Genomic DNA, 24055 nt, shown 5'->3' on the forward strand with positions numbered 1-24055 from the left:
CCGTCCTACCAGGCCAGGCCGGCCTCGGGGGCGTCGTCGCGGGTGACCGTTCCCTCGATCAGCCCGTACGGACGATCGGCGGCATGGAAAACCTCGTTGTCATTCGCCAGCCCAAAGGGCGAGAGATCGACGGCGAAATGGTGCTTGTTCGGCAGCGAAAACCGGATCTCCGCGACCTCCGGCCGCGCCGTCAGGACCGCCTCGCCCATTGCGTACAGCGTCTGCTGCAGGGCGAGGCTGTGCTTGACGGCGAAGGTTTCGAGGAGGAGGAGGCGCGTCTTTTCGAACGACTCGGCCCACTCCACCTGCAGACCGGCGTAGCGCCAGCGCGCCACCACCGCCGTCGCCAGGATGCGGTCCTGCGTTTCCGCCAGCGTGGTGTAGCGATCCCGAGGATAGCCCCAGAACTCGGAGCCGGTGGACTTGAGGACGACCATGTCGCTCAGCCCCGCGACCACCCAGGCGGCGTCTTTGGTGCAGGTCACCGTCGCCAGCCGCTTTTCCGATCCCGAATGTACAAAGGCGTACGGATGCGGGCGGCCGGCGACGCTGATGCGCGCCCACCCGTATTCCTCGATCGACACTCGGGCCCGGCGAACCGCGTCGACGTGTTCGACAAAATGACGCCCGAGACGCAGGCCGAAATCCTCGATCTCGCCGACCGGCGCCTCCTTGGCGAAGGCGAAGACGGTGTTCTTCTGCGTATCGGTGGGCACGATGTTGCTGTTGTCGCCCGCCACGTGGCTGGCGGCGAAGTCGCCCGCCAAAGCGATGCTGACGCTGATGTCCTTGATCTCATGGGTCTCGCCGTCGGGACCGGTCCTGGTGACCCGCACCAGGTGCGTCTCGGCCTTGCCGTACTGGTTTTCCCCGAGCACGATCGTCAACCTAGTTCCCTCTACGTTCCTTTATATGTGGTGTAGCCGTATGGGCTCAGCAGCAGCGGGACGTGGAGGTGAGCGCCCGGGTCCTCCAAGTTGAACACCACTGCCACCTCCGGGTAGAAGGCGTCAAGGCCCGACCGCTCGAAATACGGCCGGGTGGCGAACTCCAGGCGGTACTCGCCCGCGTCGATCTCGTCATGCGCCAGCTCACGTATGCGGCCCTCGGCGTCGGTGACCGCCCGGCCGACGACCGTCCAGCCGCCATCCGCCTCGCGCCGGCTGAGACTCACCTCCAGGCCGGCTGCCGGCAAGCCGCGCATCGTGTCCAGGACGTGGGTCGAGATGCTCACCCTTTCAGGAGCCGCTCCAGGCGGAGGCGGGTGATCTTGCGGTGCTCCTGCGCCGCCACGCCGATCTCCGTCATCGGGTCGTTGTCCAGGCGCTGCCGGAGCGCCGCCAGGATCTCTTCGGCACCGCGCCCGCCGGCCGAGATGAGGAACACGTGCCCGAACCGGGCCTCGTAGCGGCGATTCTCGGTCGCCAGCTCGGCCAGCGTCCGGCTCGACGCCCGCATGACCTCGCTCTGCTCGCGCTCAGACGAGGCGGGCGAATGGCCGCCGCGCTCCCCGATCCGGGGGTGCGCGGCGAACGCCTCGAGCCAGTCCGATGGAGCGAGCTCCGACCATGCCGCCTCGGCGGCGGCCCAAAGGGCCGCCAGGTCCTGGTAAGGCCGGCCGGCCGCGACCCGCGAAGCCCACACGCGATTGGCGAAACATTCGAACAGGCGGGGCTCCGCCTCCTCGGGAGGCAGCGCGTTGAACCGGGCGATGCCATCACTCAATCCCCAACGGCACCAGCTCGAACCTGGCCACGTCGACCAGCCCGCGGTCGGTGATCTTCAGTTCGGGGATGACGGACAGGGCCAGGAAGCTCAGGGTCATGAACGGCGCGGTCATCGTCACTCCCATGGTGGCCAGCCGGCGCTCCATCGAGCGCAGCCGCTCGTGGACCGCGGCCAGCGGCTGGTCGCTCATCAACCCCGCCACCGGCAGGGGGAGCTCCTCCGTGACCCGGCCGGCTTCGGCGATCACGATCCCGCCGCCGATCCCCGCCAGGCGCATCGCGCAGGCCGCCATGTCGGCGTCGTCCACGCCCAGCACGACCACGTTGTGCGCGTCATGCGCGACGGTCGATGCGAACGCGCCTCGCTGGAGGCCGACGTTGGTGGCAAAGCCGAGCCCGACGCGGCCGCTCGCGTGGTGGCGCTCGAGGACCGCGATCTTGACCAGGTCCCGTGCCGGGTCGGCGACGATCCAGCCGCCGCGCGTGGTGGGTTCGGCCAGATCGACGCCGGTGAGGAGCTGGCCCGGGATCACCCGGATGACGCGGATCTTCCTGGCGCCCGAGGGGATGCCGAACGAGGCGGCGGCCAACGGGGCCAGGTGCACCGTCTGCCGCACCCACTCCGGGACTTCGAGGTCGACGAAGCGCGGCGCCGCGCCGCGCTTCAGCACCCGCCGCGGGACGAACGAACGCAGGTCGTCGAGGACCAGGATGTCGGCCTGGTAGCCCGGGGCGATCGCCCCCAGATGCCACAGCCGGTGGTACGTCGCGGGGTTGATCGTGGCCATGATCACCGCGTCCTCTGGGCTGATGCCATCCGCGACCGCCACGCGAACCATCTGGTTGATGTGTCCTTCCTCGACGATGAAGCTGGGCTCGCGGTCGTCGGTGCAGAACATGCAGCGCTCGCTGCCGTGGCGCTTGACGAGAGGGAGCAGATCGCGCAGGTTGCGAGCGATCGACGCCTCACGCAGCATCACCCACATGCCCAGGCGGCGCTTCTCCAACGCCTCCTCATACGTGGTCGCCTCGTGGTCCGAGCGGATGCCGGCCGCGATGTATGCGTTGAGTGCCGACCCGCGCACGCCCGGCGCGTGCCCGTCGACGTGGTCCGTGAGCCCGGTGTTCAGCTTCGCCATCTCCGACGCCTGGCCGGCGATGACACCGGGGAAGTTCATCATCTCCGCCACGCCGATCGTGCGGTGGCGGCGGAGGAGGCTCTCAATGTCACCCGTGGTGAAGGCGCGCCGTGGCGACTCGAAGCTCGAGGCCGGAACGCACGACGGAGCCATGACGAAGACGTCGAGGGGCAGGTCGGCGCAGCAGTCGAGGAGCCAGTGGATGCCGTCAGTGCCGAGGACGTTGGCGATTTCGTGGGGATCGGCCACGACCGCCGTGGTGCCGTGGGCCAGGACCGCACGAGCGAACTCGTCGACGGTGAGCTTGGACGACTCGATGTGCATGTGTGCGTCAATGAATCCCGGGACGAGGTAAGCGCCGCCGACATCGAGCCGCTCGCGGCCCTCGTAACTTCCGAGGCCGACCACATGGCCGTCCTTGACGGCGACATCGACCTCCAGCCACTCCTTGGTGAAGACGGAGAGCACCCGGCCGCCCGCCAGCACAAGGTCGGCCGGCTCATCACCTCGGGCGACCGCCATCCACTGAGCGTCGATGACGGTCAAGCTTAAGGCCCTGGGGGCCGCGACATCGCCCGCAACCGGCCCCTGCGGCAGAACCGCGCTTCAGGTCGGCCGGGCCACGGTCGCGGCCGTCGACACAACCCGCGGCGACGGCTCAACCGGCACGGAGTCGGGCTCAGCCATCGGCGCCCGCAGTGGCAACGTGAGCGTGAACACGCTGCCCTCGCCCAACTTGCTGTCCAGGCGGATCTGCCCGCCGTGGAGCTCGACCAGTCGCTTGGTCAGCGCGAGCCCCAGGCCCGTGCCCCGCTGCTGCCGCGCGATCCCGGAATCCCGCTGGTGAAACTCCTCGAAGAGACGGCCTCGCTCTGAATCGGCGATACCGATCCCCGTGTCCGAGACGGAGATCTCGACCGCATCCCCCCGCCGCCGGGCACGAAGGGCCACCGACCCACCTTGGGATGTGAACTTGATGGCGTTGGAGGCCAGGTTGAGCAGCATCTGCCGCAGCTTGCCGGCATCGGCCAGCAGCACGCCTGCATCGGAGGCGTCAGCCTCGATGCTGATCTCTTTTTTCGCGGCCAGGGGCTCGATGGTCTCTCGCACCTGGTCGATGGTCTCGGCCACGGCCACCGCCTCCAGGTGCAGCGCCATCCGGCCGGACTCGATCTTGGAGATGTCGAGGATGTCGTTGATGAGGCTGAGCAGGTGGCCGCCGCTCGAGTTGATCTGCTCGAGGAACTTGCGCCGTGCCGCGAGCTCGAACTTTCCCTCGGTGTCGTCGATGAGGAGCTCGGAGAAGCCCAGGATGGCGTTGAGCGGCGTCCGGAGCTCGTGGCTCATGTTGGCCACGAACTCGCTCTTGTTGCGGCTCGCCTCCTGCAACAGACCGTTCGTCGCCTGGAGCTGGTTGATGAGGTTTTTGACCTCAGCCGCCATCCTCTCCGCCGTGGCGGCGGCGCTTCGACTCCTCTGGACGACCTCGTGGACCGTCGCGACCAGCACCCAGAGCACCGCGACGACCAGGATCGCGGTGGCCAGGTCCCCAGGCCGGCTGCCCGCGGCGAGTGCAGGCACGAGCAGCCCGACCGCGGCCAGCCCAGCCGCCGCCCGCAGCTCCAGACGCGTGTGGTGCAGCGCGGCGAACAGCACGGTGGTGAGCAGGAGCGGGAAGACGAACAGGGCGGAGCGAGTCGATGGACTCGATGCGCCGACGGTGGCCTGGAGGATGAAGATGGCGACGAGGCCTCCGAAAACAGGAAGGTTGTGAAGCGGCCGTGGGAGGCGATCCCAGGGCAGACCGTAGATCGCCACCACCACCACTCCACCCGCGGCCGCGGCGACGAAGGCCGCGGCTGGGTCTCGGCTGAAATCCGACCCCAGGCCGAGCAGCAGTCCGGCCAGCACGGGCACGGTCATCGTGAGCCGGGGCAGCCGGTCCCAATCGATCGGGGCCAGCACCGCGCCGATGATCGCGGCGCCGACCGCGACGGCGAGCGCGTCGGTCCATGGCGATCGGGCAAAGTCGGGATCGGAGAGGGCCACCAGCGCGACGAGCCCGGCGCCGATGAAAGGCGTGACCCTGCGAACCAGGCCGCGAGTCCGGAACGGCTTGGTGTCTGGAATGAGATATATCCCTTGCCGCACCTTCAGGATCGAGAGAATGTTAGTTCGAAAGTCCGGGCGAGGGCGCATCAGGTCTGCGGGAGAGCCGGCCGGCCGGCTTCGAACATGGCGCCCTTCACCGGGTCGCCCCGCCGCCCGCCGCCAGTTCCGGGACGTCGTGCGGCAGCCAGAACCAGCGCAGCTGCTCGAAGTCCGCGCCCAGATCGATGGCGTCGGCCGCGGGGCGTGGAGCCGCAAGGATCGAGCGCGCCTGGGTAAGGTAGCGCGCCAGGGCCGCTTCGGGTTCCAGGTGCCGGTGCGCCGAGGTCTGGGCGTGGCGGGCATAGCTGATGTCGCGAAGGCTGAGCGGAGCCTCCGGCGCTCCCGCCGCATGCCTCCACAGGCCGGTGACGGCGTCGAAGCGGTACTCGGGAAGCAGCCTCCAGCCGTCCTTCGCGACCATGTCCACCGCATCGAGGATGAATTCGAACACCGCCTCGGAGATGAAGTAGTTGAAGTTGACCCGGACCCAGCCGGGCTTGATCCCCTCACACCCGCGGTTGATCTCGCGCTTGAACTCGTTCGACCGGTCCAGGTCGATGCCGAGCAGGCGGTGGCCATAGGGTCCGGCGCAGGAGCAGCCACCGCGCGACTGGATCCCGAACAGGTCGTTGAGCAGCGCCACCACGTAGTTGTGGTGGAGGTAGCGGCCCGCGTGCTTGACCACGAACGACACGATCGAGAGGCGGTCGAGGTCGGGGTTGCCCAGGATCTCGATGTTGGGTTGGCGGCGCCATCGATCGATCGCCCTGCGGATGAACGATCGCTCGTGACGGCGGATCGCATCCGCTCCGACCTCTTCTTTGAGCTGGAAGACCAGGCCGGCACGGATGGAATCCACGATCGCCGGCGTGCCGCCCTCTTCCCGATGCTCGACGTCGCTCAGGTAAACGTGCTCGGTGGGGTTCACGTAGGCGACGGTCCCGCCGCCGGGGACGCTCGGCACGCGGTTTCGAAACAGGTCCCGGCGGGCAGCCAGCACGCCAGGGGTGCCCGGGCCGCCGATGAACTTGTGCGGCGAGATGAACACCGCGTCCAGGTAAGCCTGATCCGTCCCCGTCCTGGCGGATCCCATCCGGATCTCCACGTAGGGCGCCGCCGCGGCGAAGTCCCAGAAAGAGAGCGCGCCGTGCCGGTGCAGGAGGCTTGAAAGGGCTCGCCAGTCCGTGATGATCCCGGTCACGTTGGACGCGGCCGAGAAGCTGCCGATCTTGAGCCGGCGATCCCGATGGCGGATCAGCTCGGCCTCCAGCTGTTCCTGGTCGACGTGGCCGTCGTGGTCCTCGTGGATGACGACCACCTCGGCGATCGACTCCCGCCAGGGCAGCTCGTTCGAGTGGTGCTCGTAGGGCCCGATGAAGACGACCGGCCGGTCCGCCGGCGGGATCAGGGCGGAGAGCTGGTAGCGGTCGTCGAGGTCGGCCGGCAGCCGGAGGTTGAGGACGTCGATCATCCGGTTGATGGCGGCGGTGGAGCCGGAGCCACAGAAGATGACGGCGTGCTCCTCGGTCGCGCCCAGGGCGTCGCGAATGACCTCGCGCGCCTCCTCGCGGAAGCGGGTGGTCTGCAGCCCGGTGCCGGAGGACTCCGTGTGGGTGTTGGCGTAGAGGGGAAGCACCACCTCGCGGATGAAATCCTCGATGAAGGAGAGGGCGCGACCTGAGGCCGTGTAGTCGGCGTAGGTGACGCGGCGCGGCCCGAACGGGCCCATCACCGCCTCGTCCTCGCCGATCACCGCCGACCGGACGGTTTCGATCAGGTGCAGACCCGCCTGCGCCCTCGCGCTCCGCGGAATCCTGGAACGCGAAGTCGCCACCGTCCAAGGGTGCGCGCACGGAGGCCCGCAGGTCAACCGCGCGGCCATCTCCTCCTCCATCACCGCGGCCTGGACTTACCCTGTGCACGGTGGCGCCGATGAAAGTGGATTCCCTCTCCTGGCTGCCGGCGGTCGAGATCGCCCGACGCGCCGCCGCCGGCGAGCTCGAGCCCCAGGCCGTCGTCCAGGCTCATCTGGCGGCGATCGAGCGCCTCGATTCGCGCATCCACGCGTACGTGTACGTCGACCGCGAGGCCCGGGCCTCGGCGGGCCCTCTCGCCGGAGTGACCCTGGCGGTCAAGGACAGCCAGCCAGTCGCGGGTATGCCCTGGACCTACGGCACGCCCGCGTGGCGCGACCGGGTCGCGCTCGAGGACGCCATCCCGGTCGCCCGGGCGCGTGCGGCGGGCGCCGCCATCCTCGGCAAGACCAACCTGCCCGAGCTCGCGGCCGCGGTCGGGACGGTGAACGTCCTCTTCCCCGCGACCAACAACCCGTGGCGTGAAGGCATGACGCCGGGAGGCTCCAGCGGCGGCAGCGCCGCGGCGGTGGCCGCGGGGCTCGCCACCGTCGCGCTCGGTGAGGACATGGGCGGCTCCATCCGCATCCCCGCCTCGTGCTGCGGAGTGGTCGGTCTGCGACCGTCACCTGATCGGGTGCCCAGCGAGATGGTGGATGCGGCCGGGCTCTCGTCCCGTGGTCCGATCACCAGGACCGTGGCCGACGCCCGGCTCCTCTACTCGGTGCTGAGCGCATCCTCCCCGCCGCCGGCCGCGGCGGTCAGGCGAGGCCTTCGCATCGGCGTGGCGGAATCCAGCCAATCGGGCGCCGATCCCGCCTGCCGCGATGCTTGCCGCCGGGCCGCCGACGCTCTGGCGTCGGCCGGCCATCACATAGAAAGGATCGAGTGGGATCCGGGGCCGGTGGCCGAGGGCTATGGTGTCGTGCGGCGGGCGAGCATGGCCAGCTTTCCGGCCGACCTGCGCCAGTTCGGGCCGGGCGTCCGGCAGCAGGCCGAGGAGGGCCGAAGCCTGACCGCGATCGACTATTTCCGCGCCTTTGAGCGGGCTACCCTGGCCGCCCAGCAGACCGTCGCGAGGCCGCTTCAGTCCGGTTTCGATTTCCTGCTCACACCCACCCTCGGCCTGCCCCCGATGCCGATCGGGGAGGTGCCGGCGTTCCTCGGTGAGGACTGGGCTCGTTACACCCAATTCGTCCTGCCGGTCAGCTTCGCGCATGTGCCCGCGATCTCCATCCCGGCCGGAACGCACGACGGACTGCCGGTCGGTGTGCAGCTGGTCGGGCGCTTCGGCCGGGAATGGGAGCTGCTCGACTTCGCCGAGGTGCTCGAGGCTCAGCCCGGTTTCGGCCACCAGCGGCCGCCCGGGCTGGAATAGGCCGGCGATGAGGATCGGCGTCGACACCGGCGGCACGTTCACCGACCTGGTGCTGCTGGAGGATTCAGGGCGCGCCACGCAGCTGAAGGTCGCGAGCACCCCCGACGATCCCGCCCGCGCGCTGGTCGAGGGCATCCGCCAATTGCTCGAGGGTCAAGACCAGGCCGGGGGGGTGCGGGGTGCGCCGAAGATGACGCCGCGGTCGGTCGCGCATGGCACGACGGTCGCGACCAATGCCATGTTGGAGCAGCGCTTCAGCTCGTTGGCGCTCCTGACCACGCGCGGGTTCCGCCACGTGCTGGAGATCGCACGCCAGAGCGTCCCCTCCGGCTACGGCAACTCCTATTTCTGGGTCAAGCCCGATCGGATCGTTCCGCTCGAGCGGGTCCGCGAGGTGACGGAGCGGCTGGACTTTCGCGGCGCCGTGCTCACGCCGTTCGACGACGAGGACGCCCGCACCGCGGCGCGATGGGTGCGGGAGTCGGGCATCAAGGCGGTGGCGGTTTGCTTCCTTCACGCCTACGCGAACCCCGCGCACGAGCGGCGGATGCGGGACGTCCTGCTCGAGCAGAACCCGGACGTGCTGGTCTCGATCTCGAGCGAGGTCTGGCCCGAGTACCGCGAGTACGAGCGGGCGGTCACGACCCTGGTCGACGCCTTCGTCAAACCGCATGTCAACGGGTACCTCGCGCGCGCCGAGCGCAAGCTCGAGGAGATCGCGCCCCAGGCCCCGCTTTTGATCATGAAATCAAACGGCGGCGTCCTGTCCGCCGCTGGGGTGGCGCGCCGTCCGATATCGACCGCCCTGTCGGGCCCGGCGGCCGGAGCCCTCGGCGCGAGCTGGCTGGCGCGCCAGGCGGGCTACGAACGGGTCATCACTCTCGACACCGGAGGCACCTCCACCGACGTCTGCCTGGTCGAGGCGGCCGAGCCGCAGCTCACGCGTGACGGCCGCATCGGACCGTTCCCGGTCCGCATGCCGATGATCGACATCGTTTCGATCGGGACCGGCGGCGGCTCGATCGCGTGGATCGCGCCGGACGGGGGCCTGCGGGTCGGGCCGCGAAGCGCCGGGGCCGTGCCCGGTCCGATGGCGTACGGCGCGGGCGGCAGGGAACCGACGGTGACCGATGCCCACGTCGTCCTGCGGCGTCTGCCGGCCGCGATCGCCGGCTCGATCCAGCTCGACGCGTCGCTGGCCGCCCAAGGCGTGCAAGCGATCGCCGCACGGCTCGGCCTGACCCTCGAGCGCGCGGCCGAAGGGATCCTCCAGCTGTCCGCTCACAACCAGGCCAATGCCGTGCTGCAGCTGACCGTCAAGCGCGGCATCGATCCCAGCGGGGACGTCCTGGTGGCATTCGGAGGCGCGGGTCCGTTGCAGGCGGCGCAGATCGCGGAGCTGCTCGGGCTGCGCACGGTGCTGGTGCCGCCCAGCCCCGGCAATGTCTCGGCATTCGGCCTGCTCGCGGTCGACCTCAAGGACGACTACGTGATCACGCGGGTCCAGCGCCACGACGGGGTCGACGAGGCGGCCGTCGCCGGCGCGTTCGAGAGCCTTGAGCAGGCGGCGCGCGAGTCGCTGGCCGCGCAGGGCGTGCCCGAGTCGCGAATGGTGCTGCAGCGCTCGGTCGACACGCGCTACCTGGGAGAGGCGCACGAGATCTCCATCCCGGTGTCGGGCGCGTTCGATGCCGCGGGCGCCCTGGAACGCTTCCATTCGGCGCACGAGCGCATCTACGGCTACGCCTACCGAGATGGAGACCACGTGGTCGAGTTCGTCAACTGGAAGCTCACCGGCATCGGGCTGATCGACCGGCCGCGGCTGGGTTTCGAGCTGACACGTCCGGCGCGGGCGGCCGGGGGTTCGGGCCGGCCGAGCGGCGAGCGCGGCGGCTTCGCCGTCTATCGACGCGAGGCGCTGCCGGCCGGCTTCCGCGCCGACGGTCCCGCGATCATCGACGAGTACGGCTCGACGACGGTCGTCGATCCCGGCTTCAGCCTCGAGGTCGACCGCCTGGGCAACCTGGTGCTGACGAGGTGAGCCGGCTCCGCCCCCCCACCCTGGCCGCCGGCGGCCGGACATCCCCGCCGGTCGAAGAGGTGGATCCGATCCTCCTCCAGATCGTGGAGGGCACGCTGCACTCGATCGAGGCCCAGGTGGAGGCGGCGATCGAGCGCACCGCCCGCTCGCCGATGATCCGCGACCAGCACGACTACCGCGCCGGCGTCCACGACCGCCGCTGCCGCAAGCTGACCGGCCGCTCGTACTCGGCCATGGTCCAGCCCGTCGTGCGCGACTTCCCGATCGAGGAGATGCGCGAAGGCGACGTCTTCTACCACAACGACGTGTATCTGTCGGAGGGATCGGTGGGGCACCTGCCCGACCTGACGACCACGGTCCCGGTCTTCCACGAAGGCGAGGTGGTCGCTTTCGTGCAGGCCTTCGGCCACCACGACGACATCGGTGGCATGGTCCCCGGCTCGATGCCGGCCCACGCCACGTCGGCCTTCCAGGAAGGCTTGATGGTGCCGCCGGTCCGCCTTTTCAAAGCCGGGGTCCGCAACGATGACGTGTACCGCGTGATCGTGCGCAACTCACGCACGCCGGAGTCGTTCGCGGGCGACCTCGACTCCGAGGTCGCCGCCTGCCAGATGGGCGCACGCCAGCTGCAGAAGTTGTTCGAACGCGCCGGCACGAAGGCCGTGGAAGCGAGCTTCGACGCGCTGGTGCGGCGGTGCGCCGAAACCTTTCGGCGCGAGATCCTGCCCAAGATCCCCAACGGGACCTACGAGTTCGAGGATTACATCGAGCACGACGGCGTGGATCCGCCGCGGCTGCACGTGCTGCACATGACCATGACCAAGACGTCCGAGAAGATCGTGTGCGACCTCACCGGCACCGGGCCCCAGGCGAAGGGCCCCATCAACCACGCCGGCGACTACGCCGACGGCCTGTTCCTGCGCAAGTGGATGGCCTGCATCCTGCGCAACCTGGCCCCATCGCCCGAGCGGGCGGCCGAGCTCGACATCAACGAGGGGATCTGCGACCTCCTGGAGCTGCGCTTCCCGCCCAAGGGCACGCTCGTCACTCCCGAGTTCCCGGCCCCGACCAACGCCCGCTCATTCCTGATCCTGCGCCTCCTCGGCGTCTTCGCCGGCTGCATCGCGCAGGCGGTGGGCGGCCGGATGCCGGCCGACCAGGAGACGATCCGCTACTGGGGCATCCACGGCACCGACGAGGACGGCCGGTGGTATCTCCTCCGCGAGGTGCTCGGCGGCGGCTCCGGTGGCCGCTTCTACGCCGACGGATCGGACGCCATCCACATCGTGCCGGACTCCAAGAACCTGCCCGCCGAGTTCGCCGAGACGCGCTTTCCCGTGCTCATCGAGAAGCTGGCCCTGGCCACCGACTCGGGCGGGCCGGGCCGGCGCCGGGGCGGGCTCGGCTACGACAAGCACATACGCCTGCTGCGCGACGCGTGGTTCGTCTCCACCGCGGACCGGGGGCGGCTCGGCTGTTACGGCGTCGCCGGCGGCCTGGCCGGGCTGCCGTACGAGGCCTCGGTGGACGGGTCCGCGCTGCCGGGCATGAACGATGATGTGCCGCTGCACGCCGGGACGCTGCTGCGCCTGCGCACGACCGGCGGCGGCGGCTGGGGCGACCCGTTCGAGCGAGAGCCGGAGCTGGTCCTCGAGGACGTCGCGCGCGGCCTGGTCTCCGCGGAGTCCGCGGAGCGCGACTACGGCGTGATCATCCGCGACGGGCGGATCGTCGAGCTGCGGCGACCCGGGCGCGAGCGGCCGCTGTTCGACCGCGGGCCCGGTTACGTGGCGCTGCGGGACAGTTCGTAGAGCTTCAGCGGTGAGAGCGGCATCTCGGTGATCGGCACTCCGAGCGCCTCCTCGACCGCCGACGCAATGACGGCGCCGACGGGAATCACTCCCGCCTCCCCCGCCCCCTTGACGCCGAGCGGGTTGAGCGGTGACGGCGTTTCGATGTGGTCGATCTCGATCTCGGGCACCTCGGTGGCGTAGGGCATCAGGAACTCCATGAAGGACGCATTTCGGAGCTGACCTTCCTGGTCGTACGCCAGCCGCTCGTAGAACGCGCCCCCGATGCCCTGCGCGACACCGCCTTCGATCTGACCCTCGAGCACGAGCGGGTTGATGACGCGACCGCAGTCGTGGACGACCACGTATTTGAGGATCTGGAGCCGGTACGTCTGTGGGTCGACCCGCACATACGCCGCGTGGCAACCCGACGCCCAGGTGGATCCACTCGGGCTGAAGAATCCAGTCGCCTCGAGTCCGGGCTGCTCGCCCTCGCGCAGCGGCGGCCCCGGGCGCGCCTTGCCGGCGAACTGGGTGGCCTTATCGGTGCCGCCTCCGAACGCGTACCGGACGGGGTTCGCGAGCACGGCCGCGGCGGCCAGCGAGATGCCCCGGTCGGGTGAGCCCTTCACCCGCACCCGGCCGCCGGCCAGCTCCAGGTCGGCCGGATCCACCTCCAGATGCTCGGCCGCGATCTGTCTCGCCTTCTCGGCCACCATGCCGGCGGCGACGGCCATCGCGTTGCCCGCGGTGACCGCGCTCCGCGATGCGAAGGTGCCCACACCCCACTGAAAACGGCGGGTGTCGCCGCTCGTCACCTGGACGTCGGCGACGTCCACGCCCAGCTGGTCGGCAACCACCTGCGCCCAGACCGTGGCGTGAGCCTGGCCCTGGCTCGGAACGCCGGTTGCGGCCACGACCTTCCCCGAGACCAGGACCTGGACGTGGGCGCCTTCGTAGGGCCCGACGCCGGTGCCTTCGACGTAAACGCCAAGCCCCATCCCGACGTGGTCCCCGGCCGGCCGGGGCCCGAGCATCTGGACCGCTCGTTCGAGCAGCGCCGGGTAGTTGCCGCTGTCGTAGATGACCTCGTTGCCGTCCTGCCAGGCGACGCCCAGCTCGTAGGGAAAGTCATCCGGCTGGATGAGGTTTCGCCTGCGAACCTCGACCCGGTCCAGTCCCAGTGCGGTGGCGATGGCGTCGAGCGTCCGCTCCATCACGAAGCAGGCGTGGGGCCGGCCGGCCCCGCGATATGGCGAGGTCGGGGTGGCGTTGGTGTAGACATCACGGAAGCGGACGCGATAGTTCGGCACGCGGTACGGGCCCGGCACCTGAGCCGCCGTGATGATGGGAAGGATGATCCCGTACGGCGTGTAGGCGCCGGCGTCGTGGATGAAATCGTCGCTGAGCGCGAGCACGCGGCCGTCCCCGTCGAAGCCGACCTCGACCTCGTGGACCTGCCCGCGTTCGTGGTTGACGGCCGTGAAGTGCTCCCGCCGGTCCTCGGTCCACTTGACCGGGCGGCCGAGCTGCATCGCCGCCCACGGCACGAGCAGCTCGTCCGGGTAGAAGAGCATGATCTTGGGCCCGAAACCCCCACCCACGTCGGGTGCGATGACCTCGACGCTCGATTCGGGCAGCCCGAACAGCACGGCCAGGCCGCCCCTGATCGAGGTTGGCGACTGGGTGGAGTCGTAGACGGTCAGCCTGCGCTCGGAGGCCGACCACCGTGCCCAGACGGCACGCGCCTCCATCGGGCTCGCGGCGCCTCGCTCGAAGCGCAGGCGCAGGCGCCGGCGATGCGGCGCGGCGGCCAGCGCCCCCTCCACCTCGCCCACCTCCTGGATCATCTCGGCCGCCACGTTGCCGGGGACGTCGTCGTGAACCAGGCGCTCGGCGCGGGCGGCCGCCTCCGGCGTGATCACGACCGGCAGCGGCTCGTAGTCGACCTCGACCAGGTCGGCCGCGTCCTCCGCGAGGTAGCGGTCTTCGGCGACCACGAAGGCCACGGCCTCGCCGGCGTAGCGCACGACGTCGGATGCCAGGCACCTCTGGGTCCGGCCGTGGGTGAGGTTGGGGTGTGGGATGAGAATCGGCAGGTCGGTATCGCCGAACGGAAGGTCCGCGGCGGTGTAGACGGCGGTCACCCCGGCCGCCCGCCGCGCCGCGCTCACATCGATCGAGCGGATGCGGGCATGGGCGTGCGGCGATCGCACCAGGCAGCCCTCGAGCGCGCCTCCGTCGATGTCGTCGGTGAAGCGGCCCGATCCGCGCAGCAGGCGATCGTCTTCGACCCGCGGCACCCTGGCGCCGAACCACCTGGTGATCATCCTGAACGCGCCCCGCGCGCGCCCGGCCGCTGCGACAGCTCCGCGGCCCGGCGAACCGCGCGGCGGATCGACGCGTAGCCGGTGCAGCGACAGAGGTTGCCGGCGATGCCCTCCTCGACCTGCTCGGGCGTGGGCTCGGGATGCTGCCGGAGCAGCCCGACCACCGACATCACAAAGCCGGGCGTGCAGAAGCCGCACTGCAGGCCGTGACATTCGTGGAAGGCCTGCTGCACGGGGTGCAGGGGTGCGCTGGGAGCAGCCAGGCCCTCGACGGTCGTCACGTCGTGACCCTCGGCTTGAACCGCCAACAGCAGGCAGGACCGCACCGGCGCGCCGTCCAGCAGGACGGTGCAGCAGCCGCACACGCCGTGCTCGCAGCCGACATGGGTGCCGGTCAGGGCGAGGTCGTGGCGCAGGTGATCCGACAGCAGCCGGCGCGGATCCGACGGCGGGGCGTACGTGACGCCGTTGACCTTCACGCCGCGAAGACCCGACGCGCGAGGACCCGCACCAGGTGAACTCGAAACTCGGGCGTGGCCTCGAGGTCGCCGCTCGGTTGCAGCCCACGGCCGGGGTCCTTGGGATCGGCCAGCACCGGCGTGGGCGCGACGCCGAACAGCGCCAGGCGCTCGGCCGCGCGCACGGCGCCGGCGAGCGCGAAATCGCCGTGCCGCCGCGACTCTTCGGTGATCGCGAAAGCACCCGAAACCGCCGGGAACCACGCCTCGACCAGCAGTTCCTCCGGCGCCAGCGCGGTCTCCATGACGCCGCGAAAGAGCTGCTCTGCGGAGATCACGCGGTCGCCGCGCGTCGAGCGGGCGACGACGTGGCCGCCCAACGCCAGCAGCACAGCCGGGAGCTCGGAAGCCGGATCCGCGTGGGCGAGGCTGCCACACAAGGTGCCGCGGTTGCGGATGACGCGGTGGGCGACCAGGCGCATGGCTGCGGACAGCAGCGGGCAGACGCGCGCCACCACCTCGGAATCCTCGACATCGGCCTGGCGGGCGAGCGCTTCGACAGCAACACCCCCATCGCGCTCGTAGATGGCGTCCAGTCCTCTTACCCGGTTGATGTCGACCAGGTGCGACGGGCGCGCGAGCCGGAAGTTGAGCAGCGGAACCAGGGACTGGCCGCCCGCCAGCACCTTGGCGTCGTCCAGCCCGGCGAGCAACGCACACGCCTCCGCGATCGTCGTCGGGGCGTGGTATTCGAACGGAGGCGGCTTCACTCCAGGATGGCCACGGCGCGGCAGGGGGCTGCCTCGCCTCCCTGGAAGCGCCAGGGAAAGCAGCCGAACGAGATCTTCTGGTCGAGCACCTGGTCGATCTGCCCGCCCAGGTTCTCGATGTGGACGACGTCATGCGGGAAGAGCAGGGTGTGCATGATCTGGTAGTCGTCCTTCGGGAAGAGCTCGCCAAGGCTGCGGCCCAGCTTCTTCTCCGCCTCCTCGGCTTCGTCGGCGCGAATGCGCCGGATGACGGTGTTCATCGGGTGGTCCGCGCTCCCGGCGTCGACCGCAATCCAGCGCACGCCGCGCTCCAGCACCCACTCGGCGAAGGCGCGAGCCGGCCCAGGGTGGCGGATGAAGTACCTGGTCTCATCCACCTGCGTGCGATCGGCCCAGTTCTCGGGATAGTAGCGGTGATAGCCGGTGTGGATGACGAGGATGTCGCCACGCTCGATCCGATGACCGGTGTCCCTCTCCCAGCGCTCGAAGTGCTCCGGCCCGTAAAGCTCGTAGTCGCCCACCCCCATGCGCTCCAGGTCGACGACGCAGGCGGGGCCGATGAGGAAGTCCAGCCCGAGCTCGCCGATGAACTTGCCGCCGGAGAGGAAATGCGCCGGGGCGTCCAGGTGAGTGCTGACGTGAAGCGTCATCGTGATCTCCTGGCCGCCGGCCTTGTCGAAGGCCAGGCGCTTGATCCATCGGATCGCCGGTCCGGCGTAGCCCGCGAACGCCGGCGTGTGCAGCGAGAAGTCCTGCGTCAGGTCGAGGAATCTCATGGCGCTGGATTGCGGACGCTATGCATCGACCTTCCTATTCGACGCCGCGCAGACGTGGACGGCTCATATTAGCGACCGCGTCGCCGGTCGACCCCAGCCCGGCCACTGCTATCTTCTGGACATGAGCACGTTCGTGCGAGTGGCCCACCGGCAGGGATGGGAGGTCGAGGTGATCCGGCATGCGGGCGAGGTCGAAACCGAGACCTTCGCTTCGCGCGAGGAGGCGATCACCCACGCCCAGTCCTTGGATCCTGAGTGGATCGAGGTCGGAGACATCGTCGGTCTCGGCACGCCGGCCCAGCAGCACTCGTGGACGACCCTTCGGCGGCGCGCGAATGGGTCTTACGCACCCAGCGCGCTCAAATGGCAAGCCAAGCGCGACGATTGAGTCACGGCAGGGGTCCTGGTCGCCGCACTAGCGCGATGCGATCAGAGATTTCCAGGCTCGTTCATCGAGCGGGTCCACTCGACGCAGGCCCGCGATGCCATCAAACCCCGAGTCGGCGCTGACGATCGTGCGTATGCCGTTGTTGAGGCATGTGGCGGCGTGTATGCGATCGTTCGCGCCGAGGTTTGGAGCTCGGAGTGACAGGGCGGCGAGGAAGATCTCGTCGGTGACCGGGAGCAGCGGCGCCAGAACCGTGTAGCTGCGGCGAGTGAGACCTCTCAGATCGCCGGCCTTGGCCGACAGCTCGAGAAACCACATCTCCTCCATCACGGCCGGCGAGGTCTTGCCGTCGGCGCCGCCCACGGCAATGGCCCTGAGTATCTCGAGGCAGGGGGAGCGGTACCGACCGGCGCTGGCGCTGTAGACCAGGATGTTGGCGTCGACGAAGAAGGTCACCTGCGGGTCGTTTTCGAAACCCGCTTCGCCGGCCGTCGGTGCTCGGACTCGATCAACCGGTCCAGATCATCTGGGGCCACGAATCTCACGGGGTGCATCGCGGCGATCTCTTCAACCGCGCGCTGGCGATCATCCGCCGAAACCCCGCCGACAACCGAATCAATGGCCTCCCGTACAAGCCCCCCGATCGTCGAGCCCCGGCGCTCGGCCTCGGAGACGAGTCGCCGCCGCTGCTGTGGTGTGATCAAGACCTGGAGTCGTTCAGTCAGCATGCTCATAGCATACACATATCGGCCCGAGCCTCCTCCCTTCACCTCCACCCCGTGCTCAGCGCCCCAAGCAATCTGCGGATGGATGGCGGGCGGTCCGCGTCCCGCACCGGAACGACGCGAGCGAGCTTGGGATTGTGGCGGATCACAATCGCCTCGGTCGGCAAGCGTGGCGGTTCTTCCACCCTCAATAGAGATCCGCTCTCGGCCGCCGCCGCCCCCTCGAGTCGCTCACCGACTCCACGGATTGCGCCGGCGTCGAGATGCAGGCCGCAAAGCCCGACGAGGGCTCTGGTTTCAGACTCCCGCTGCGCGGCCAGCAGGCGGGCGAGCTCCGAGGTCTTGCGCGTCACCAGATCGAGGTCGGAGCTCCGCGGCGGTAGCGCCAGGATCGAGAGCGATTCGGCAAGCCGGCTGAGCTCGAGGCCGCGCCGCGATCAGCCTTCGCTGACCTGTGGGAGGGCGGCGATGAGCGGCAGCAGGAATGCCGCCTCGGCGCGCATGCGCGGGATCGTTTCACCGACCAGCAGATCGACCACCGCCGCCAGCGCGAGCGGCATTTGCTCGCGGGTCGCGGACCGGACGGCCGAGACCGCGCCCTCGATCTCCCGCCACACCTCCGCCAGGGCGCCCCGCAACGCGGCCTAGGGAGCCGGTGGCCCCGGGTCGGGAAGTAGGCCGGCCGGGCCGGTCACGTGCGATCAGGCACGGTCAGGTTCGACGGGGCGCTTGACCTCATCCCCCGAAGAATCGCGGTGCAGACCAGCGCGGCCGCGGCCAGCAGGGCGAAACCGATCGTGTAGCTGCCGGTGGCCGACTTCACTGAGGCCATGACCAGCGGCGGGAAGAAGCCGCCCAGCCCGCCTGCCGCCCCGACGACTCCGGTCATCGCCCCGACCTGGGCGGGAAACTCCCCCGCGACCAGCTTGAAGACGGCGCCGGTGCCGAGACCGAGCATCACGGCCATGGTCAGGCAGCTGATCGTCAGCGGCACCATGCTCTGGTACTCGAGCGCGAGCACGCCTGCCAGGACGGCCGTCCCGATGAAGCTCACGTACAGGACCTGCTGGGCGCTGAAACGGTCGGAGAGGTAGCCGCCGAGCGGGCGCGCCAGCACGGCCAGAAATGCGAAGCCGGCCGCTCGGGCGCCGGCGTCCGGCCGGGTCAGCCCGTGGACGCCGACCAGCAGCTGGGGCAGGTAGAGGAACATCGCCACGAATCCGCCGAAGGCGACGAAATAGAAGAGGGTGAACGCCCATGCACGAGGCTCGCCGGCGATCACTTTGAAGGGAGCGAGCCAAGGCGCGGCGGCCGGCCGGGGGGCGGGCGGCTCCTCGGCCAATAAAAGGAAGCCAAGCCCGACCGCCAGGACCAGGACGGCGCCGGCGATGAACGGCGCGGCCAGGCCCCACGTCTGGGCGATGAAGGGCGCGGTCAGACCGGTGAGCACCGTGCCCCCCATCCCCATGCCGTAGACCCCAAGGGCGAACCCCTGCCTTGCCTTCGGATACCAGCGACTCACGAAGGGCACCCCCACGGCGAAGGACGCGCCCGCAAAACCCATGAGGAATCCGAACGCGACCAGGCCGGCAAAGCTGAGATGCCAGACGGCGAGCGCCAGCAGGGTCAGCGTGGTGAAGCCCATCAACGGCGGGAACGTCCGTCTCGCGCCGTACCGATCGGTCAGGACGCCCATCGGCACCCGCATGAGGGAACCGAGGATGACCGGAATCGCAACCAGCCACCCGACCTGAACTTCTGTGAGCCCGAGGTCCTGCTGAAGCACCGGCGAGAGCGGCCCGTACAGGGCCCAAACATAAAAGCAGGTGAAGAAGGCGACGGTGGCCAGCGACAGCGCCTTCAGCTGCCGCATCGGGTCGCTTTCAGGCATGGGCCTGCGCCAGCTCATCCCTCAGCGGCTGGATGAGACGGGACATCTCCAAATCCTCACCTGAACTACAGACGGGAGGTGCCATGCCCCGAGTCTGCCGCCTGGACCCCAGGCGCAACGGGGCCGAAGGTCCCTTCTCGGGCAGGCCGAACGGGGTTACGCGATCCGTGCGATGCGGACGCGCCACGCCTCCGGTCCCTGCTCCACGTAATCCCAGCTGAATCGGCCGGGCTGGGTCGCCTCCAGCTGGTAGTGCAGCGGCTTGGGGTCGTGGTCGTTCACCAGCGTGATCACGTCCCCGCCCGCCAGCTCGGCCAGCCGGTTGAAGATGAGCTCGTGGCGCCTCGGTGGCGGCAGAGTGCGAACGTCGAGCACGTTGCCGGCCGGCGCCGGGGCTTCGGCGAACTGGACCTCTCCCACCCGGTAGCTCACCTGCGGCCCCAGGTGCTTGCCGATGAAGCAGCGCTCGCGCGCCTTCGCGGCGGCGCTCTCGTACTCGGGCTTCCGGCCGCCCTCGATGCCCGTGAAAGTAGGGCTCGCGATGATCGCGGAGAACCCTGCCTTCGGACCCGGGTAGTCGGCGACGATGCCCTCGACCCGCACCGCCAGGGACGCAATCGGCAAGCGGGCCGCCGCCAGGAGCGCGGAGAGAGTCGCTGTGTAGCAGGCGCCGACCGCGCTCAGCAGGAGCTCTTCGGGATTGGTCCCGGCGCCGAGCCCGCCCATCGATGCCGGGACCGAGAACTCGACGGCCTGGCCGCCGACCTCGATCAAGCCCGAGCCGGATTCCACCGACCAGGTCAGCTTGCTGTTGAAGGCGAGATCTGACATCACCTACCTCCCGGCCGTCTTGAAGTAGTCGGCGTTGACGGCGATGAACTGCGTCCACTGCGGTGGGACCTCGTCCTCGGGAAAGATGGCGTCGACCGGGCAGGGATCCACGCAGGCGCCGCAATCGATGCACTCGTCGGGGTCGATGTAGTACTGGTCGGCGGCGGCGTCGGTCTTGATGCAGTCCACGGGGCAGACCTCGACGCACGACGCGTCCTTGACGCCGATGCAGGGTTGGGCGATGACGTAAGCCATGGTTCAGACCTCCTTGGGGTGGTGGTGGCCGTGCTCTCCGCCGGAGAGATGGTCGTGGAGCTCCCGCCGCTCGGCCGGTGAGAGGCGGTTCAAAAGCGGGGCGTAGGCCTCGTTCTCCTTGGTGAAGTGAGCCTTGAGCAGCGACTGCAGGCCGTAGAGCAGCCGCGACGTCTGCTCACAAACCGGCTCGGAGAACGGTCCCCGGCTGATGCCCTCGAGCTCGTCGATCATCTCGGTGATGAAGCGATGGTCGATGGTCATCGTCTTGGTCGCCCCGCCGACGGCTCTCAGCACCCTGTCGACGGCCGGGTAGACGGAGCGCTCCTCCTCCTTGGCATGCGGCAGCAGCCCGTCACGGAGGAACTCGAGCGCGACGGCCAGGCGCGTGCGCCGAGCGGCTTCGTCCAGCGTCTGCACCTCGGCGGCCAGGCGGCCCAGATCCTCCAGGCGGCCGAAGAGCCCGCCGTGCTCCTCCAGGATGAGAGCGGCCACGTCAGGCGCCTCCTCGTCGGCGGGCCAGGCGGAGGCCGAGGCGGCGTGGTCGCCAGACCCGGGCGGCGGGCTGACGACGTTGACGGCGACCAGCCGCCCGCCAGTCGCTCGCAGGCCGCGGGTCTCGCCCGCGGGGACGACGACCACGTCTCCGCCGCGAACGGAGAAAGCAGTGTCACCCGCCGTCACCCGGCCGGTCCCCTCCATGATCGCCATCACCAGGTCGAGCGCCGGCGCGTGGAGCGGGATCTCCTGGCCGTCTTCGAGCGCGGCCACCACCACCCGCAGGCGCTGGGTCTCGACCAGCGTCCGGCGGCCGAAGCCTGCGGTCGAGAACTCGGCGAGGTCGGCGGCGCGGCCGACCAGCGGACGCGGCGGCTTGACCGCCATCTCAGCCCACCTCCCGGCGGAAGACGACGCGAAATTCTCCGCCACCGAGGGCCTCGGTCTCGTGGCCGAAACCTTGAGCGCCGAGGACCGCATACAGGGGCACCGGGTCAAGGGGGGCCAGGAGCTCGAGCTCCTCGTCTGGACCCAGGGCGCCGACCGCTGCCATGATCGCGTCAAACGGTTCCTTGCCGGCTGCCATCAACGGCCGCACATCCAACGTCGCCATCGCCAACACACCTCCAATCACATCCAACCGAGCTCGCGACGAGCGCGCTCGGACATCATCTCGGGCACCCAGCGGGGCTCCCAGACCAGGTCGACGGCGACCTTGCAGGCGCCCGGGATCATCAGGAGCGCCCTTTCGACCGCCTCCGGCATGCTGTCGCTCATCGGGCAGCCCGGGGTGGTGAGCGTCATCCGCACGTGAACCTCACCCGCCTTCACAGCCAGCGAGTAGACGAGGCCGAGGTCGACGAGGTTGACGCCCAGCTCAGGGTCATAGACGTTTTCAAGCTGCTGCCAGGCCTCGGCTTCAACCATCTCGTCGAGGATCTGGATGCGAGCGTCGTTCATGCCGCCGCCCCGTTCGCCGGCGCCGCCGGGCGCCGCCGCAGCGCGAGCGGAAGCACCAACCCGGCCGCGCTGAAGGCGAAGACCAGCGCCCCGGCGGCATAGACCATGCCGCCACCACGGACGACCACGGCATCGCCGACGAGCAACCCGCTCAGCACAGCGGCGAATCCGACCACCAGCAGCGAGAACGAAACCCAGGCCAGGCGCTCGTCGACGAGCTCGCGGAGGAGCGGCACCGGCCTCTGTCCGGCCAGGCCGCTGAAACGGTGGAGCCAGCTGAGAAAGGGCAGGATCCTGTAGGACTTGCCGAGAATGGCAAATCCGAACCAGCCGGCCAGCGCCGCATAGCCGTAGGCAACCACCCAGTTGCGGCCGGGGATGTGGCCCGAGGCCAGGAGCACGCCGAGAGCCGCGGCCACCAGAAGGGCGGCGAGCGAAGCGAATCCGTGCCACTGATCAACGGTGAGCTTCCGGCGCCGCCGGGTTCGCAGCAGAAGCCCGACATCCAGCACGTGAAGCAGGGCCGAGGCCGCGAGCAGAGCGGCGAAGCCGGTTACGAGCGGTGTACCGGCCGCGAACAGCAGGCTGAGGGTGAGCCCCAGGAGCCCCACGTTCCACGCCGCCAGGTTCGCGAACGTGAGGATCCAGCCGCGACCGTGAGCGAGGGAGAACAGCTCCGTCAGCTTGTAGGAGACGCCCATCAGGGTCAGCCCCAGCCAGCCGGCGAGGCCGATGTGGACGTGGGCCGCCAGCATCGGATCGCTGACGTCGAACCACCGGAAATGCCAGTTGAGCGCGTAAACCAAGCCGAAGCCGATGGTCGCGACCAGCCAGATCAATGCGGCCAGCACGTAAAAGGCCATGGGGTGCCAGTACTGCACGGAGGGGAAGCTGCGCAGCATCTGGAAGGCGAAGTGGAGGACGCCGCCGACCACCAGGCACCCGAACAGGGCGACGCCTGGCGTCCAGTCCAGGTAGAAGCTTGGCACGAACCCCGCGACGCCGGCCAGCAGCACCCAGTAGTTCCAGCGGCCCAGGCGTGGCGACCGGACGGTCCCGCCGAGGGCGACCGGGAACAGTTGGTAGAGGGCGCCGAACATGGTCATCGTGATCCAGCCCAGCACCGCGACGTGGGTCAGGGCGAAGACCCTGGGCTCGTCATTGGTGCGCACCAGGTCCGGGGCCAAAAGCGGCACCCCGACGGCGAAGAGGAGGAAGGCGCCCAGGCCCGTGGCCAGGTAGCGGCCGGGCAGATCCGGCTCGGGTGAGCGCTTGGGTTTGATTCCGCTCACGCCTGGCATACGTTCCCCCCGACACTCACCATGTTTCTATTATTTACTATGGCTGTCGTATAATTCAACCGTGCAGGCCGACCCCGCTCTGAGGATCCACAGGGCCCTTGCCGACGTGAGCCGGTCCCGGATCCTGGAGGAGCTGCGGACGGGCGGCCCGATGGACTCCCGTGAGCTCGGCCGCCGGCTGGGCCTCCACCCCAACACCATCCGCTCGCACACCGAGCAGCTGATGGAGGCCCGCCTGGTCAAGGCGGTGAGCGCCCCGGCTGCCGGGCGCGGGCGCCCGCGCGTCCTGTACGAGGCAGCGGATGCACCGGAAGGCCAGGAGGGTGGCTATCGTTTGCTGGCCCAGATCCTGGCGAGCTACGTCGCCAGCGGGGACCGGCCTCAGGCGGTGGCCGAGGATGCGGGGCGCGCCTGGGGCAGCTATCTGACCGAGAGGTCGAAGCCCTTCGCGCAGATCTCAGCGGACGAGGCTGTGGGCAAGGTGACCCAGCTCTTCACCGAGCTGGGTTTCATGGCCGAGTCCACGGGTCAAGGTGACGAGCGGAAGATCCTGCTCCACCACTGCCCGTTCCGGCAGGTCGCTGAGTCCAACCCGGAGGTGGTCTGCTCCGTGCACCTGGGGATGCTCAAGGGCGCGATCGCCGAGATGGGTGCGCCACTTCAGGCCTGGCGCCTGGAGCCGTTCGTCGAGCCCACCCTTTGCATCGCGCGCCTGCGCCGAGTCGCACGGCACGGACGACGAGGTGTTCCCAGCCCAAGAAGGAAGGCGTCCGCTCCCAGCTCGTGAGCCTCGTCT

Annotated in this window: 26 protein-coding genes; 5 read left to right on the forward strand and 21 right to left on the reverse strand. The window is 69.5% G+C overall.

Annotated features, from left to right (window positions below):
* Nucleotides 1-5 precede the first annotated feature (5 nt).
* The 6 genes from pucL to EPN29_10670 form a co-directional block, all read right to left on the reverse strand.
* Nucleotides 6-887 (reverse strand): urate oxidase, encoded by an 882-nt coding sequence (gene pucL / locus EPN29_10645; GenBank protein ID TAN31674.1) that lies wholly within the window; start codon nt 885-887, stop codon nt 6-8.
* 11 nt (nt 888-898) lie between these two features.
* Entirely contained in the window at nt 899-1234 is a 336-nt protein-coding gene (gene uraH / locus EPN29_10650; protein TAN31675.1) for a hydroxyisourate hydrolase, read from the reverse strand.
* Nucleotides 1231-1725, reverse strand: a complete 495-nt coding sequence (uraD, locus tag EPN29_10655) for a 2-oxo-4-hydroxy-4-carboxy-5-ureidoimidazoline decarboxylase (protein ID TAN31676.1) — start codon at nt 1723-1725, stop codon at nt 1231-1233. Before uraD ends, uraH begins: the two co-directional genes overlap by 4 nt.
* Nucleotides 1718-3412, reverse strand: a complete 1695-nt coding sequence (gene ade, locus EPN29_10660) for an adenine deaminase (GenBank protein TAN31677.1) — start codon at nt 3410-3412, stop codon at nt 1718-1720. Before ade ends, uraD begins: the two co-directional genes overlap by 8 nt.
* 60 nt (nt 3413-3472) lie before the next feature.
* A complete protein-coding gene (locus tag EPN29_10665; protein ID TAN31678.1) occupies nt 3473-5017 on the reverse strand; it encodes a HAMP domain-containing histidine kinase in 1545 nt (514 codons plus the stop codon).
* 94 nt (nt 5018-5111) lie between these two features.
* Nucleotides 5112-6899, reverse strand: a complete 1788-nt coding sequence (locus tag EPN29_10670; GenBank protein ID TAN31988.1) for an aminotransferase class V-fold PLP-dependent enzyme — start codon at nt 6897-6899, stop codon at nt 5112-5114.
* Between the two features lie 50 nt (nt 6900-6949).
* Between EPN29_10670 and EPN29_10675 the strand changes: the two genes are divergently transcribed.
* From EPN29_10675 to EPN29_10685, 3 genes are read left to right on the forward strand one after another with little or no spacing between them, the layout of a single operon-like run.
* The gene (locus EPN29_10675) at nt 6950-8248 is read left to right on the forward strand and encodes an amidase (GenBank protein TAN31679.1); all 1299 of its coding nucleotides are present in this window, start codon (nt 6950-6952) and stop codon (nt 8246-8248) included.
* 7 nt (nt 8249-8255) lie between these two features.
* Nucleotides 8256-10289, forward strand: coding sequence for a hydantoinase/oxoprolinase family protein (locus EPN29_10680; GenBank protein TAN31680.1), 2034 nt, complete (start codon nt 8256-8258; stop codon nt 10287-10289).
* Nucleotides 10286-12100: a hydantoinase B/oxoprolinase family protein gene (locus EPN29_10685; GenBank protein ID TAN31681.1), complete on the forward strand. Its 1815-nt coding sequence runs from the start codon at nt 10286-10288 to the stop codon at nt 12098-12100. The genes EPN29_10680 and EPN29_10685 overlap by 4 nt, the downstream gene beginning before the upstream one ends.
* On the opposite strand, the gene EPN29_10690 is transcribed toward EPN29_10685, so the two are convergent.
* The 4 genes from EPN29_10690 to EPN29_10705 are packed head-to-tail and all read right to left on the reverse strand — an operon-like array spanning nt 12073 to nt 16413.
* Entirely contained in the window at nt 12073-14409 is a 2337-nt protein-coding gene (locus tag EPN29_10690; protein TAN31682.1) for a xanthine dehydrogenase family protein molybdopterin-binding subunit, read from the reverse strand. The genes EPN29_10685 and EPN29_10690 overlap by 28 nt on opposite strands.
* Complete coding sequence (locus EPN29_10695; protein ID TAN31683.1) at nt 14406-14888, reverse strand: (2Fe-2S)-binding protein; 483 nt, start codon at nt 14886-14888, stop codon at nt 14406-14408. Before EPN29_10695 ends, EPN29_10690 begins: the two co-directional genes overlap by 4 nt.
* Complete coding sequence (locus EPN29_10700; GenBank protein ID TAN31684.1) at nt 14885-15637, reverse strand: xanthine dehydrogenase family protein subunit M; 753 nt, start codon at nt 15635-15637, stop codon at nt 14885-14887. The genes EPN29_10695 and EPN29_10700 overlap by 4 nt, the downstream gene beginning before the upstream one ends.
* The gene (locus EPN29_10705) at nt 15634-16413 is read right to left on the reverse strand and encodes a cyclase family protein (protein TAN31685.1); all 780 of its coding nucleotides are present in this window, start codon (nt 16411-16413) and stop codon (nt 15634-15636) included. Before EPN29_10705 ends, EPN29_10700 begins: the two co-directional genes overlap by 4 nt.
* Nucleotides 16414-16534: 121 nt before the next feature.
* On the opposite strand from EPN29_10705, the gene EPN29_10710 reads away from it, so the two are divergent.
* Nucleotides 16535-16801 (forward strand): hypothetical protein, encoded by a 267-nt coding sequence (locus EPN29_10710; protein TAN31686.1) that lies wholly within the window; start codon nt 16535-16537, stop codon nt 16799-16801.
* A gap of 27 nt (nt 16802-16828) precedes the next feature.
* Here EPN29_10710 and EPN29_10715 read toward each other — a convergent pair whose 3' ends face one another.
* The 11 genes from EPN29_10715 to EPN29_10765 form a co-directional block, all read right to left on the reverse strand.
* On the reverse strand, nt 16829-17257 hold the full coding sequence (locus tag EPN29_10715; GenBank protein TAN31687.1) for a PIN domain-containing protein: 429 nt from the start codon (nt 17255-17257) through the stop codon (nt 16829-16831).
* Nucleotides 17254-17505 carry a hypothetical protein gene (locus EPN29_10720; protein TAN31688.1) on the reverse strand — a complete coding sequence of 84 codons (252 nt, stop codon included), beginning with the start codon at nt 17503-17505 and terminating at the stop codon, nt 17254-17256. The genes EPN29_10715 and EPN29_10720 overlap by 4 nt, the downstream gene beginning before the upstream one ends.
* A 62-nt stretch (nt 17506-17567) precedes the next feature.
* Nucleotides 17568-17879, reverse strand: a complete 312-nt coding sequence (locus EPN29_10725) for a hypothetical protein (protein TAN31689.1) — start codon at nt 17877-17879, stop codon at nt 17568-17570.
* Between the two features lie 84 nt (nt 17880-17963).
* Nucleotides 17964-18164 (reverse strand): hypothetical protein, encoded by a 201-nt coding sequence (locus EPN29_10730; GenBank protein ID TAN31690.1) that lies wholly within the window; start codon nt 18162-18164, stop codon nt 17964-17966.
* Between the two features lie 53 nt (nt 18165-18217).
* The gene (locus tag EPN29_10735) at nt 18218-19435 is read right to left on the reverse strand and encodes a NarK/NasA family nitrate transporter (protein TAN31691.1); all 1218 of its coding nucleotides are present in this window, start codon (nt 19433-19435) and stop codon (nt 18218-18220) included.
* A 138-nt stretch (nt 19436-19573) separates the two neighbouring features.
* On the reverse strand, nt 19574-20248 hold the full coding sequence (locus EPN29_10740; protein ID TAN31692.1) for a DUF2249 domain-containing protein: 675 nt from the start codon (nt 20246-20248) through the stop codon (nt 19574-19576).
* A 3-nt stretch (nt 20249-20251) separates the two neighbouring features.
* Nucleotides 20252-20503: a ferredoxin family protein gene (locus EPN29_10745; GenBank protein TAN31693.1), complete on the reverse strand. Its 252-nt coding sequence runs from the start codon at nt 20501-20503 to the stop codon at nt 20252-20254.
* A gap of 3 nt (nt 20504-20506) precedes the next feature.
* Complete coding sequence (locus EPN29_10750) at nt 20507-21385, reverse strand: hypothetical protein (GenBank protein ID TAN31694.1); 879 nt, start codon at nt 21383-21385, stop codon at nt 20507-20509.
* 1 nt (nt 21386) lies between these two features.
* On the reverse strand, nt 21387-21611 hold the full coding sequence (locus EPN29_10755) for a DUF2249 domain-containing protein (protein TAN31695.1): 225 nt from the start codon (nt 21609-21611) through the stop codon (nt 21387-21389).
* Between the two features lie 17 nt (nt 21612-21628).
* Entirely contained in the window at nt 21629-21925 is a 297-nt protein-coding gene (locus tag EPN29_10760) for a DUF59 domain-containing protein (GenBank protein ID TAN31989.1), read from the reverse strand.
* A gap of 29 nt (nt 21926-21954) precedes the next feature.
* Nucleotides 21955-23250 carry a hypothetical protein gene (locus EPN29_10765; protein TAN31696.1) on the reverse strand — a complete coding sequence of 432 codons (1296 nt, stop codon included), beginning with the start codon at nt 23248-23250 and terminating at the stop codon, nt 21955-21957.
* On the opposite strand from EPN29_10765, the gene EPN29_10770 reads away from it, so the two are divergent.
* Nucleotides 23231-24046 carry an ArsR family transcriptional regulator gene (locus tag EPN29_10770; GenBank protein ID TAN31697.1) on the forward strand — a complete coding sequence of 272 codons (816 nt, stop codon included), beginning with the start codon at nt 23231-23233 and terminating at the stop codon, nt 24044-24046. The genes EPN29_10765 and EPN29_10770 overlap by 20 nt on opposite strands.
* The last annotated feature ends 9 nt before the right edge of the window (nt 24047-24055 follow it).

The sequence above is a fragment of the bacterium genome (assembly GCA_004299235.1).
Taxonomy (GTDB): domain Bacteria; phylum Chloroflexota; class Dormibacteria; order Dormibacterales; family Dormibacteraceae; genus SCQL01.